We start from the raw sequence: 11,951 nt of genomic DNA on the forward strand, positions 1-11,951 counted from the left end.
GGGAGGGCCCGTGCCCGCATCGAAACGGCTCGTCGTCGTTGTCGTCTTCGACGGCGTCGATCTGCTGGACATCACCGGCCCCCCGGAGGTGTTCGCCCTGCTGCAACGCGAGGTCGACACCGATACGGATACCGATACGGATGCCGGCGCCCACCCCGACAGGAACACCCACGCCCACACCGGCTACCGCGTCCTCCTGGCCGCCGAAACGCTGGAGCCGGTCACCACCTCGGCAGGGGTGCGCGTCCTGCCCGATGCCACGTTCGAGGAGGTGGCCGGTCAGAGCATCGACACCCTCCTGGTGCCCGGCTCCGTACGCATCGACGCCGACCGGCGCGTGAGCGCCCTGGCGGACCCGGATGTCACCGCGCGCGTCAAGCAGCTCGCCGGCGCGTCCCGTCGCATCGCCTCCGTGTGCGTCGGCGCCCATATCCTGGCCGCCGCGGGCCTGCTCGACGGGAAGCGGGCCACCACACACTGGTCGACCGCCCGCCAGCTCGCCGCCGAGCACCCCGCCGTCACCGTGGACGCCGACCCGATCTTCATTCGTGACGGCGCCGTGTGGACCGGCGCGGGCATCAGCTCCTGCCTCGACCTGTCCTTGGCCCTGGTCGCCGAGGACTTCGGCGAAGCCGCGGCCCTGCGCGTGGCCCGCCAGCTCGTGATGTACCTCAAACGCCCCGGCGGACAGAGCCAGTTCTCCGTACCCCTCGAACCCGTCTCCACCACTCGCCGGATCGAGGACCTGCGGCACTACATCACCCGCAACCTGTCCCGGCCCATCGGCCTCGCCGACCTCGCCGAACACGCCCACGTCTCCGAACGGCAGCTCTCCCGCATCTTCAAGACCGACCTCGGCACGACCCCGGCCGCCTACATCGAATCAGCGCGCGTCGAACTCGCCCGGAACCAGCTGGAGTCGACCGACGCCACGCTTGAACGCATCGCGGGCGCCTGCGGTTTCGGTACGGTCGACACCCTCATCCGCGCCTTCCGCCGCCAACTGGCCACCACACCGACCGAGTACCGCAGTGGTTTCCGGTATTCCGGGTAGCGGAACAGCGGAGAGCGACTCTCCGGGCTCACGAGGCCGCTCCGTTGGGGCACGCCCTGACCAGTTGCAGGCCGGCGCTCCGCAACGGTTGCAGATCGGGTTCACGGTTTTGGGCCAGCGCCGCGCGCACCTCGCCCGCCGCCTCGTCGACCGCGGCGGCGGCCTCCCGCACCTCCGCACCGGACGACCGCTGCCTGAGATCGGCGACCGCCGCATCCAGCGCATCGACCGCCGCGTCCGCCCTGCGGTCGAGGGCGGACTCCAGCACGGCGTGTTCGAGGTCCCCTATGGCGTCGGACACCGCGAGTGCGAACTTCGCACACCCCACGGCCCGGTCCTCGCCCTCCCCCATGTCGCACCCCGCGAGCAGTACGACCGCCAACACCACTGCCGCGGCGCTTGCCATCCGCTGCATGTCGTCACGTCCCTCCGGTGAACCGTTCGGTGAGTCACGAAGACAGCGGCCGCCGCTCGCCTGACACGAGGAAGCCTATGAACGGTGACGCGGCTCGGGGAGAGGGTTTCTCGCAGATGGCGACGGAGGCGGGCACTCCGTCGCCGTAAAGGTCGGGTACCGGCCATCTCTCCTCCCGCCCTCCTTCCCTTCGTCCCGTCCAAAGCATTGACATGCTTCCATGCTCACGTCAGATTACTGACATGAGTACACAGCCACGACGCAACCTTCGGGACGAGTACGCCGCGCAGACGCGGGAGGCGATCCTCAAGGCGTTCGTGGAGTGCCTGGCCGATCAGCCGGTCGAGGAGGTGTCCGTGTCGGCGGTTGCCGAGCGGGCGGGCATCACCGACCGGACGGTGTACCGGCACTTCCCGACGCGGGTGGACCTGCAGGCCGCGGCGGGCCAGTGGATCAACGACAACGTATTCCGCTATGTGCACCCCTCGTCGCTGGACGAACTGCCCACGGTGTTCCGGGAGGCGTGCCGGCGGTTCGACCGGCAGCCGAACCTGGCCTACGCGATCGCGCTGTCCCGGCTCGGCCGCAGCGTGCGCGCGGGGTTCCGCCAGCACGTTCTCGCGGAGAACAGCACGTCGCTGGCGGAGGTCGCGCCGTCGCTGCCCGCCGGGGACCGGCGCCGCGCGGAGGCCGTACTGGCGTACCTGGACAACGTGCTGGCGTGGGCGACCATGCGCGAGGAGCTGGACATGTCGGGCGAGGAGGTGGCCGACGCCGTCGAGTGGGCGATGACCACACTCCTGGCCGACCTCCGCCGCCGCAACGACGAAGCCGCCGACGCGACGCCGGCGGACCGGTCATCAACCGGAGAGCAGACCTGACCAACTAGGAGGCACGCTGTGCCACGGAGTGTGTGCAGTCTCGCGATCGGCCTGGGCATACCGGCCGTCGCCATCGTGATCGTTCCACCGCTCATCAGCAACACGCAGGTCTCGGTCCTGGGCATCCCGCTGCTGTTCTTCTGGATGTTCGCCTGGTTCCCGCTGACCACGATCTGCCTGGCGGTCAGCTGGTACGGATTCGACCGTCACCACTACACGGGCCAGGAGGGCAGCAGACCATGACAGCAGTGGTGTTCGCCCTGATCATGGCCTTGTCGCTCGGGGTGGCCGTGCTCGCCCGGGTCGGCGTGCGGCGCATGGACATCCGGCAGTTCCTGGTGGGCGGCCGTTCCTTCCCGCCGCTGATGCTGTTCTTCCTGGCCGTCGGCGAGGTCTACAGCATCGGCACCATGCTCGGCTTCCCCGGCGGCATCTACTCCGAGGGCGCCGGTTACGGCCTCTGGTTCCTCGGCTACCTTCTGCTGGCCTATCCCGTGGGGTACTTCCTCGCGCCGCTGGTGTGGCGGGCCGCCGCGCGTTACGACGCGCTGACCGTCCCCGAGGTGTTCGGCCGGCATTTCCGCAGCCGCAGGCTCGAGGTCGTCATCGCGATCGGGTCCATGATCGCGCTGGTGCCGTGGGGACAGTTCCAGTTCATCGGGCTGCAGATCGTGCTCGGCGGACTCGGCCTGCCCATCAGCCCGTTCGGCGCCGTGCTCATCGCCGCGGCCGTCGCGTTCGTGTATGTCGCGGTGGCGGGCATGCGGGGCTCCGCGTTCGTCGCGCTCGTCAAGGACGTGTTCATGCTGCTGGGCATCGTGGCCGTCGGTGTGGCCGCCGTCCTCGCGGCCCACGGCGTCCCCGCGCTGTTCGCGCGAGCGGCCGCCGTGGACCCGCACCCCCAGCTGTCCGGCACAGCGCTCGCCTTCTCCGTCACCACCATCGTCTACCAGGGCTTCGGCTTCTACCTGCAGCCCTCGGTGTCACCGTATGTGTTCCCGGCACGCTCGGAAGCGGCGGTGAAGAGCTCGACCGTCTTCATGCCGGTGTACATGCTGATGTATCCGTTCGCGGTGTTCGCCGCGTACTTCGCCATCGGCGCACTGCCGAAGAGCGACGACCCGAACGGTGTGTTCCTGAACCTCGCGCACGCTCTCCTGCCGTCCTGGCTGGTGGGGGTCGTGGCCGCGGGGGCCGCGCTGGCCGGTGTGCTCGTACTGGCCGCCACCTCGCTCAACATCGGCGCGATCGTAACCCGCAACCTGGTGCCGCGGGTACCGCCGACGGCACAACGCCGGTACACCACCGCCGCTGTCGGACTGTTCCTCGCCGTGTCCGCCGCGATGACGACCTTCAGCCCGGCGCTGATGCTGACCGTGCTCAACCTCAGCGGCTATGTCGGCATCCAGTTCGCGACCGGCTGGCTGGCGATCTTCTTCGCCCGGACGGTGCGCCCCTTCGCGGTCGGAACCGGCATCGTCGGCGGCGGCTTGCTCGCCATCACGCTGTACGTCACCGACGCCCGCCTCGGCGGCATCAACATCGGGCTCGTCGCACTCGCGGTGAATCTGGCGCTCACCTTCGGGCTCAGCCGACTCGGCCCCCCTGGGGAGCCACGCCGGCCCGTAGCCCTGACCAAGGGCGCCGACGTGCCCGTACACCCCGATTCGAGTGTTGCGCCCGCCCACCGCACTCCGACGGCGCCCACCGTCACCGAACCGTAGGAGCCATCCCATGGACGAGGAGACTTTTCTCCGCCGCCTGCCCAAGGTCGACCTGCACTGCCACTTGGCCGGCACCATCCGCCCGGCCACACTGATCGAACTGGCACGCAAGAACGACGTACCCCTGCGGACCAGCGACCCCGAACAGCTCTATGTCTTCGACGACTTCTACGACTTCCTCGACGTCGTGCGCACTGCCGCCCGCTGCCTGGTCACCCACGACGACTTCGCCCGCGTCGCCTACGAGGCCCTCGCCGACGCCGCCACGGCCGGCAACCTCAAGTACGCCGAGCTGTTCTTCAATCCCACCGATTACTACCCGAGCGGCGTCACGTACCGCACGATGGCCGACGGATTCATCGCGGGCCTGCGCGACGCCGAGGCCGATCACGGGGTGACCGGACGCCTGATACCCGCCATCAACCGCGAACTCGGTCCGGGGACCGCCCGCGACATGGTCGCCGATGCCATCGCCGATCCGCGCGACGAGATCATCGGCATAGGGATGGACGGCGCCGAACGCAGCGGTCCCCCGGGGCTCTTCGCCGAGGCGTACGGGATGGCGGGGCGGGCCGGTCTGCGCCGGACCGCGCACGCCTGCGAGGACAACCAGACCCCCGCCGAGGCCCCGCCGTCCCACATCACCACCTGCCTGGACGACCTCGGCTGCGACCGCATCGACCACGGATACCACGTCCTCGGCGACCCGCATGTCGCCCGGCGCTGCGCCGACAACGGCGTCCCGTTCACGGTCGGTTCCCACACCTGTGTCCCGTCGCGCCTGGCCACCCGCTGGCGCAACGTCCGCCACATGCTGGACGCCGGGCTCCCCCTCGTGATCTGTACCGACGACCCGCCCATGTACGGCACGGACATCGGTACCGCGTACGTCACCCTGCACCGGGAGCTCGGCCTCTCCCTCACCACGGCCACCGAACTCGCAGTCGCCGGCATCGACGCCACCTGGCTCGACGACGACGCCAAACGCCGGCTCCGCCGGGAGTTCAGCACCGAGATCGCCGCGCTCGGGCCGCTCGGGCAGCGGCGCGCGGGAGGCGTGACAAGATCCCCGGCATGAAGATCGAAGCAGCGGATCGGCCCGTCGCCCTGGTCAGCGGGTCCACGTCGGGGATCGGGGAGGCCGTCGCGCGGCGGCTGGCGGCGGACGGGATGCGGGTCGTCGTGCACTCGCGGCGCAGTGCGGAGGCCGGTGAGGCGCTGGCGGCGGAGCTCGGCGGGGCGTACGTGCGGGCCGATCTGGCGGTGGAGGAGGAGGCCCGGGGGCTGGTCGAGGCGGCGCTCGGCCGGTACGGGCGGCTGGACGTGCTGGTCAACAACGCGGGCATCAGCTGGCCGATCCCGCACGACGACCTGGCCGCGGCGACGCCGGCGGACTGGCGGCAGCTGCTGGAGGTCAACCTGATCGCCCCATGGGTACTGTGCACGGCGGCACTGCCGGCACTGCGCCGATCCCCCGCGGGCGGCAGCGTCGTGAACATCACCAGCCATGCCGGGGTGCGCCCCAAGGGCTCATCGGTGCCGTACGCGGCGAGCAAGGCCGCGCTGAATCACGTGACCCGGCTGCTCGCGGCCGCCCTCGGCCCCGAGGTGCGGGTCAACGCGGTGGCGCCGGGGCTGGTGGACACGCCGATGACGAAGGACTGGGCGCAGGCGCACGAGCTGTGGCGGGACCGCGCGCCCATGCACCGCCCGGCCCGGCCCGCCGACGTGGCCGACCTGGTGGCGTCGGTGATCGGCAGCAGCTATCTCACCGGCGAGGTCATCGTGCTCGACGGCGGGCTGAACCTGACCTGAGACGAATCCGTTGGGGGTCGGTCGCGCAGGATGGCATACCAACTTCGGCATACCGAACTCCCGAAGATAGGGGGCGCAACTGCCGCATCACACCCCATATGCGGGCAGCGATCACCGGAGGGCCTTGTCCAGCGCCGGAATTTGGTATACCAACTGGCCATTGGTTGTCGCAGAGCGCTGAGGAGCCCGCCATGTGTGTCGAGTCCGTCCCGCCCCCGCCCAGCCGGGTCACCCGCCGCGGTGTGCTCGCCGGTGCCGCGGCCCTGGCCGGTACGGCCGCCGCTCTCTCGGCGGCTCCGGGCGCGGCCGCCGCGCCGGCGCGGGGATCCGCCGCCGGTCCGGCGCGCAGCACGCACCGCACCGGCGACCTGGTCGTCGAGGGCGGCACCCTGCTCGACCCGGCGACCGGTGAGGTCACCGAGGACGCCGTCGTGGTGATCCGCGACGGCGTGGTGCGCGCCGCCGGGGCCCGGGCGCGGGTCGATATGCCGGCCGGCGCGCCGCGCCTCGACGCACACGGCCGCTGGGTACTGCCCGGTCTGGTCGACGCGCACATCCACCTCAACACCGCCGCCGAGGCGCGCGACGCGGTCCGCAAGGGCGCCACCAGTGCGCGCAGCGGCTCCACGAACTTCTACCAGGACATCGCTGTACGGGAGTTGGCCCGCCAGGCACCCGAGCAGGCGCCCCGGCTGCGGGCCGCCGGAGTGTTCGTCACGCCCGATCTGGGCGACACGGTGCTCGCCGATCCGGACCTCACGCCGCTCGTGCGGCTGCGGAACGGCGTGCGTTCGACCGAGGCGCTGCGCCGGGTCGTCCAGGTGAACCTCGCCCGCGGCGCCGACGTGATCAAGACGCGGGTGAACGAGCGTGCAGGCCTGCCGGAGCAGGACCCGCTGGCCCAGGTCTACTCGTATGAGCAGCTGTCCGAGATCGTCGCGGCGGCGCGGCGCGGCGGCAAGGGCGTACTGTGCCACAGCTACAGCGAGCGGGGCTGCGACGACGCGGTGCGGGCGGGGATCCGGTCCCTGGAACACGGCGTGTTCGTCGGCGAGCGCACCCTGCACGACATGCGGCGCCGGGGGACGTACTTCACGCCGACGCTGACCGCCATCGCCGGGCTCGTGGACTCGTCCGATCCGGTGCTCGCCGAGCGCGGCCGCGCGTACCTGCCGGTCCTCAAGCACGCGGTGCGCACCGCGCACGAGCTGGGCGTCCCGCTGGCTGCGGGCACCGACTCCTCCGGCGGAGAGGTCGAACCCATCGGCAGGGAAGTGGAGTTGATGCGCGCGGCGGGTCTGTCGGCGCTCGACGCGATCCGTACCGCCACGACGGGCGCCGCCCGGCTGCTCGGTGTGGAGCGGACGGCGGGGCGGCTGACGCCCGGCTTCGCGGGCGACGTGATCGTGGTGGACGGCGACCCGCTCGCCGACGTCTCCGTACTCAAGAAGCCGCGCCGCGTGGTGCGCGCGGGCCTGCCGCTCTAGAACCCCATACTGCCCGTCCCACCGAAGGAGTTCCCATGACGCCTCCGCTCTCCCAGCCTTCCCGGCGCGGTGTCCTCGCGGGCGCCGCCTCGCTCGCGGGCTCCGGCACCGTGCTGTCCGCTGCCGTACCGCCGGCGCGGGCCGCGTCCCGTGAGCGGCCCGCCCGCCCCGTGGTCTTCCGTGACGTGCGGCCCTTCGGGGCGAAGCACGCGGTGGATCTCACCGTCGTCGACGGCCGCATCACGGACCGGCGGGCCCCCGAGGGCGCCGAGATGGTCGACGGCGGCGGCCGCATCGCCCTGCCGGCCCTGGTGGACGCGCACATCCACCCCGACAAGACGACGTGGGGCGGCGCGTGGGTGTCGCGCAAGCCGGCGAGCGGCATCGCCGATTACGCGGCCCAGGACGTGGAGGTGTTCCACAGCCAGCGCCGACCGGTGGCCGAGCGGGCATACGGGCTGATGGCACACGCCGTGACACGCGGGACGCGGGCCATGCGCGCGCACGCCGACGTGGCGCCCGCGTACGGCCTGGCCTGCGTGGAAGGGGTCTCGGCGGCGCGCGAGCGGCTGCGGCACGCGCTCGATGTGCAGATCGTGGCGTTTCCGCAGCACGGCGTCGTCCGCGCGCCCGGCACGGCGGCGCTGCTCAAGGAAGCGGCTCGCAGCGGGGCCGTGGACTTCATCGGCGGGATCGATCCGATCAGCTTCGACCATGCCATGGACGAGCAGCTCGACCTGGTCTTCGGCCTCGCGGACCGGTACGGCGTCGGCGTGGACATCCATCTGCACGACAGGGACGAGAAGGGTCTGACGGTGCTGCGCGGCATCATCGACCGCACCCGGGCCCTGTCGCTGCGGGGCAGGGTGACGGTGAGTCATGTCTTCTGTCTGCCGGGCCTGTCCAGCACCGATCTGGACAGGATGGCAGCCGATCTGGCGGACCTGGACATCGCCCTGACCACCGTGGCGCCGAACGAGTCGCTCGTCCTGCCGATCGCGCGCCTCAAGGAACACGGCGTGCGGGTCGGGCTGGGCTCGGACGGGGTGCGCGACTCGTGGAGCCCCTTCGGCAATGCCGACATGCTGCACCGCGCCCACCTGCTCGGCTGGGTCACGGACGGCCGTCTCGACGCGGAACTGACGGCTTGTTACGAGGCGGGGACGCACGGTGGCGCCGACGTCATGCAGCTGCCGCGCGCCGATCTGCGCCCCGGCTCCCCCGCCGACTTCATTCTCCTCCGCGGCGAGTGCGTACCGCAGATCGTGGTCGACATGCCCGCGCGGGACATGGTCGTACACCGCGGCCGGGTCGTCGCCCGCGACGGCGAACTGACATAACGCGTACGCGGGCGGCTACCGGGTACGGCGCACTCCTTCGCCGGGCGCGGTGCGGGCCGATGAGAGAATCGGGGGCATGACAGGGTCTGAAGGGTTTGCGCCCGAGTCGGAGCGGGTCACCCGGCAGTTGCGCGACGAGATCATCGACGGTGTCCGCGCGCCGGGCAGCAAGCTGGTCGAACGGGAACTCGCCGCGGAGCTCGGGGTGAGCCGGCTGCCGATCCGGGACGCCCTGAAGGCACTGGTGACCGAGGGGCTGGTGACGCCGCGGCCGCGGACATGGGCCGTGGTGCGGGAGTTCGCGCCGACGGACATCGCCGACCTCGACGAGGTGCGGTCGGCGCTGGAGATGCTGGCGTTCCGGCTCGCCGCCCAGCGCCGTACCCGCGCCGGGCTGGCGAGGCTCCGCGCCGACCTCGACGCGGAGCTGGCGGCGGCGCGCGAGGGCGACGCGGTACGGGCCCGGCGGGCGGCGGCCGATTTCCACGAGACAGTGACCTCGCTGGCCGACAACGAGCTCCTGAACGAACTGGAGCGCACGCTGCGCAGCAGGATGCGCTGGCTGCTGGGGCAGCACGACGACCTCATGGCCATGGCGAAGGAGCACGAGCAGCTCTACGAGGCCCTCGCGGACCGGGACGTGGCGCAGGTCGAGAAGCTGGTGACGCGGCACCTGGCGACCGGCCGCGACGCGGCCGCCGCCCACCGGAACGCGACGCGGGACTGACCGGTTCGCTCGCGAGGTCGCGAAGCACTGAGGCCGCGAGGCACTGAGGCACTGAGGCACTGTGACTGTCGGCCACGCGAGGCGACCGCCCAAATGCGCTTGTCCGCCCTTGCGGCACCGCACTACCGTGCCGAGGTGGATCTCTTCTCACGCTCTTGGGCGGCGTTGCGCACGGCGGTCGCCGAGCTCCCGGACGAGGACTTCGCGCGGCCGTCCGGCTGTACCGGCTGGCTCGTGCGGGACCTGGTGTGCCATCTGGTCATCGACGCCCAAGACGTCCTGATCACCCTCGTGACCCCCGCCGACACAGAACCGACCCGCGACGCGGTGACCTACTGGAACGTCGCCGCAACGCCGCCGACCGGCGACGACCCCCTCGACGCGCTGACCGTCCGGCTGGCCGCCGCGTACGGGGACCCCGGGCTGCTCAAGTTCCATCTCGACGACGTCGGCTCCGCAGCCGGCCGCGCCGCCGAACTCGCCGACCCGGGCCTCCGGGTCAGCACCCAGGACATGGTGCTGACCGCGGGCGACTACCTCACCGCGTACGTACTGGAGTGGACGCTGCACCACCTCGACCTGGTCGCGCACCTCCCCGCCGCGGCGGCGCCGCCGCCCGCCGAGGGGCTCGCCCGGTCCCGCGAGATGCTGGAGAAGATCGCCCGGGCCGCGTTCCCCGCGTCGTTCTCCGACCAGGACGCGCTGCTGATCGGCACTGGACGGCGCGCCCCGACCGACGCGGAGCAGGCCGAACTGGGCGAGCTGGGCGAGCTGGCCGCGAAACTCCCGCTCGTTCTCGGCTGACCGATGGCTGAGTGGCGCCGTCCGGCACCACTTGGCACCACCCGGCGCCATTCCGCTGCCAATCGGCGCCATTTCAGCGCTCCCGACAGCTCATGAGCACACATGGCGCCACAATGACTCAGTACACTTTCCTCGCGTTTCCGCAGGTCAAAGCGAGCACCCTCCAAGCCCAACCCGCACATGGCCCTAACAGGCTTGCGCATGGCGCCGCGATGGTGCCACTATGGCGTCATGGACCTCACCCCGTATGTCGACACCCTCCGCCGTGAACTCGCGGTGGCCGCCGAAGCCGGCGGGGACGATGCCCGCGAGCTGGCCGAGCGGCTCACCGCTCCTCTGGAGTCGGCGACCCGTCTGACCATGCTCAATGTGCTCTCCGCCGCGATGGACGAGATCACCCGCGAGCTCGCCCCCGGCTCGGTCGACGTACGGCTGCGCGGGCTCGACCCCGACTTCGTGGTGACGCTGCCGCCCGCCGGTGGCGAGCCCGCGGAAGCGGCCGCCGCGCCGGCCGAACCGCTCAAGGCGCCGGCCCTCTCGGACAGCGACGAGGGCGGCACCGCACGCGTCAATCTGCGCCTGCCGGCCCATCTCAAGACGCGCGCCGAGGAGGCCGCGAGCCGCGAGGGCCTGTCGGTCAACGCGTGGCTGGTGCGGGCCGTGTCGGCCGCGGTCGACGGCGGTACGCGGCCGCGTACGACGCACAAGGCCCACACCATCGGTCAGAGCATCACGGGCTGGGTGCGCTAGCGGCGCCGCACCCGGCTCTCCCCAAAGAATCAAGCACGGCACCCACACCACGTCCCACCAGCGGGGACGACCCAACGCGTCATGAGGACGGTACAGCCATGCCTTCTTTCGACACTCCCGAACCGATTTCCGCCACCGCATTCGTGGAAGCCGGTTCCATCCGGTTCACCGCGGGCGACCGCCTCGACACGGTCGTCGAGGTGCGGCCCCGCGACCCGAAGCGCGACCCGGACGTACGGGCGGCCGAGCAGACCGAGGTCACGTACGCGAGCGGCGTCCTGACCGTCAGGACGCCCAAGCAACGCTCTCTCTTCGTGCGCACCGGCGTCGTCGACGTGACGGTCGAACTGCCCACGGGCTCCCGCGTCGACATGACCGGCGCCTGGGCCCAGGTGCTCGGCGAGGGCCGGCTCGGCGAGGCCCGCGTGCAGACCTCGTCCGGTGACGTCCGTCTGGAGGCGACCGGGCCGCTGAAGCTGACCGCCTCCCACGGCTCGATCACCGTCGACCGGGTCGAGGGCCCGGCCGAGATCACCACCAGCTCCGGCAGCCTGCGCGTCGGTACCGTCGACGGTTCCGCCGTCCTGAAGAACTCGCACGGCACCACGACCGTCGGCGCCGCGACCGGCGACCTGCGGGTGAGCGGCGCCCACGGCGACATCCACATCGCGCGCGCCGAGGGCTCGGTCGCCGCCACCACCGCCCACGGCGCCCTGCGCGTCGCCGATGTCGCCCGCGGCACCGTCCAGTTGGAGACCTCCCACGGCGCCATCGAGGTCGGCATCCGCGAGGGCACCGCCGCCTGGCTCGACGTCAGCTCCGGCTCCGGGCTGGTGCGCAACACGCTCGCCACGTCCGAAGCCCCGGAGGAGGCCGAGGACACGGTCGAGGTGCGCGCCCGGACCCGCAACGGCAACATCGACGTGCTCCGCGCCAAGGGCTGAGCACTCCCGT

13 protein-coding genes are annotated in these 11,951 nt (G+C 71.6%); 12 read left to right on the forward strand and 1 reads right to left on the reverse strand.

All coding sequences use genetic code 11. The features are described 5' to 3' along the window. The first annotated feature begins 10 nt into the window (after nucleotides 1–10). The gene (locus tag ACZ4MH_RS22245; RefSeq protein ID WP_351597505.1) at nucleotides 11–1,054 is read left to right on the forward strand and encodes a GlxA family transcriptional regulator; all 1,044 of its coding nucleotides are present in this window, start codon (nucleotides 11–13) and stop codon (nucleotides 1,052–1,054) included. A gap of 28 nt (nucleotides 1,055–1,082) precedes the next feature. On the opposite strand, the gene ACZ4MH_RS22250 is transcribed toward ACZ4MH_RS22245, so the two are convergent. Beyond that, nucleotides 1,083–1,469 (reverse strand): hypothetical protein, encoded by a 387-nt coding sequence (locus ACZ4MH_RS22250; protein ID WP_351597507.1) that lies wholly within the window; start codon nucleotides 1,467–1,469, stop codon nucleotides 1,083–1,085. A 242-nt stretch (nucleotides 1,470–1,711) separates the two neighbouring features. Here ACZ4MH_RS22250 and ACZ4MH_RS22255 point away from each other — a divergent pair, with 242 nt between their 5' ends. From ACZ4MH_RS22255 to ACZ4MH_RS22305, 11 genes are all read left to right on the forward strand, one after another. Beyond that, the gene (locus ACZ4MH_RS22255; RefSeq protein ID WP_351597508.1) at nucleotides 1,712–2,350 is read left to right on the forward strand and encodes a TetR/AcrR family transcriptional regulator; all 639 of its coding nucleotides are present in this window, start codon (nucleotides 1,712–1,714) and stop codon (nucleotides 2,348–2,350) included. A gap of 18 nt (nucleotides 2,351–2,368) precedes the next feature. Further along, a complete protein-coding gene (locus ACZ4MH_RS22260; RefSeq protein WP_351597511.1) occupies nucleotides 2,369–2,593 on the forward strand; it encodes a DUF3311 domain-containing protein in 225 nt (74 codons plus the stop codon). Next, nucleotides 2,590–4,074 (forward strand): sodium:solute symporter family protein, encoded by a 1,485-nt coding sequence (locus ACZ4MH_RS22265; protein WP_351597513.1) that lies wholly within the window; start codon nucleotides 2,590–2,592, stop codon nucleotides 4,072–4,074. The genes ACZ4MH_RS22260 and ACZ4MH_RS22265 overlap by 4 nt, the downstream gene beginning before the upstream one ends. 10 nt (nucleotides 4,075–4,084) lie before the next feature. Further along, nucleotides 4,085–5,152, forward strand: a complete 1,068-nt coding sequence (add, locus tag ACZ4MH_RS22270; RefSeq protein ID WP_351597516.1) for an adenosine deaminase — start codon at nucleotides 4,085–4,087, stop codon at nucleotides 5,150–5,152. After that, the gene (locus ACZ4MH_RS22275; protein ID WP_351597519.1) at nucleotides 5,149–5,889 is read left to right on the forward strand and encodes an SDR family NAD(P)-dependent oxidoreductase; all 741 of its coding nucleotides are present in this window, start codon (nucleotides 5,149–5,151) and stop codon (nucleotides 5,887–5,889) included. The genes add and ACZ4MH_RS22275 overlap by 4 nt, the downstream gene beginning before the upstream one ends. A 191-nt stretch (nucleotides 5,890–6,080) precedes the next feature. Further along, entirely contained in the window at nucleotides 6,081–7,376 is a 1,296-nt protein-coding gene (locus ACZ4MH_RS22280; protein WP_467754649.1) for an amidohydrolase family protein, read from the forward strand. Nucleotides 7,377–7,411: 35 nt separating this feature from the next. Next, nucleotides 7,412–8,716 (forward strand): amidohydrolase family protein, encoded by a 1,305-nt coding sequence (locus tag ACZ4MH_RS22285; protein ID WP_351596289.1) that lies wholly within the window; start codon nucleotides 7,412–7,414, stop codon nucleotides 8,714–8,716. A 76-nt stretch (nucleotides 8,717–8,792) separates the two neighbouring features. Then, the gene (locus ACZ4MH_RS22290) at nucleotides 8,793–9,443 is read left to right on the forward strand and encodes a GntR family transcriptional regulator (protein ID WP_351596294.1); all 651 of its coding nucleotides are present in this window, start codon (nucleotides 8,793–8,795) and stop codon (nucleotides 9,441–9,443) included. A gap of 135 nt (nucleotides 9,444–9,578) precedes the next feature. Further along, nucleotides 9,579–10,247 (forward strand): maleylpyruvate isomerase N-terminal domain-containing protein, encoded by a 669-nt coding sequence (locus tag ACZ4MH_RS22295; protein WP_351596297.1) that lies wholly within the window; start codon nucleotides 9,579–9,581, stop codon nucleotides 10,245–10,247. Between the two features lie 231 nt (nucleotides 10,248–10,478). Further along, the gene (locus tag ACZ4MH_RS22300) at nucleotides 10,479–10,997 is read left to right on the forward strand and encodes a hypothetical protein (RefSeq protein WP_351596300.1); all 519 of its coding nucleotides are present in this window, start codon (nucleotides 10,479–10,481) and stop codon (nucleotides 10,995–10,997) included. Nucleotides 10,998–11,095: 98 nt separating this feature from the next. Next, complete coding sequence (locus ACZ4MH_RS22305; RefSeq protein ID WP_351596303.1) at nucleotides 11,096–11,941, forward strand: DUF4097 family beta strand repeat-containing protein; 846 nt, start codon at nucleotides 11,096–11,098, stop codon at nucleotides 11,939–11,941. Nucleotides 11,942–11,951: the final 10 nt, after the last annotated feature.

It is taken from the genome of Streptomyces sp. NPDC026301 (assembly GCF_055567935.1).

Excerpts from the sequence above, each read along its gene's own strand:
- add (WP_351597516.1), top strand. The coding sequence starts at position 4,085 with ATGGACGAGGAGACTTTTCTCCGCCGCCTGCCCAAGGTCGACCTGCAC.
- ACZ4MH_RS22300 (WP_351596300.1), top strand. The coding sequence starts at position 10,479 with ATGGACCTCACCCCGTATGTCGACACCCTCCGCCGTGAACTCGCGGTG.
- ACZ4MH_RS22290 (WP_351596294.1), top strand. The coding sequence starts at position 8,793 with ATGACAGGGTCTGAAGGGTTTGCGCCCGAGTCGGAGCGGGTCACCCGG.
- ACZ4MH_RS22305 (WP_351596303.1), top strand. The coding sequence starts at position 11,096 with ATGCCTTCTTTCGACACTCCCGAACCGATTTCCGCCACCGCATTCGTG.
- ACZ4MH_RS22250 (WP_351597507.1), bottom strand. The coding sequence starts at position 1,469 with ATGCAGCGGATGGCAAGCGCCGCGGCAGTGGTGTTGGCGGTCGTACTG.
- ACZ4MH_RS22275 (WP_351597519.1), top strand. The coding sequence starts at position 5,149 with ATGAAGATCGAAGCAGCGGATCGGCCCGTCGCCCTGGTCAGCGGGTCC.
- ACZ4MH_RS22285 (WP_351596289.1), top strand. The coding sequence starts at position 7,412 with ATGACGCCTCCGCTCTCCCAGCCTTCCCGGCGCGGTGTCCTCGCGGGC.
- ACZ4MH_RS22265 (WP_351597513.1), top strand. The coding sequence starts at position 2,590 with ATGACAGCAGTGGTGTTCGCCCTGATCATGGCCTTGTCGCTCGGGGTG.
- ACZ4MH_RS22255 (WP_351597508.1), top strand. The coding sequence starts at position 1,712 with ATGAGTACACAGCCACGACGCAACCTTCGGGACGAGTACGCCGCGCAG.
- ACZ4MH_RS22280 (WP_467754649.1), top strand. The coding sequence starts at position 6,081 with ATGTGTGTCGAGTCCGTCCCGCCCCCGCCCAGCCGGGTCACCCGCCGC.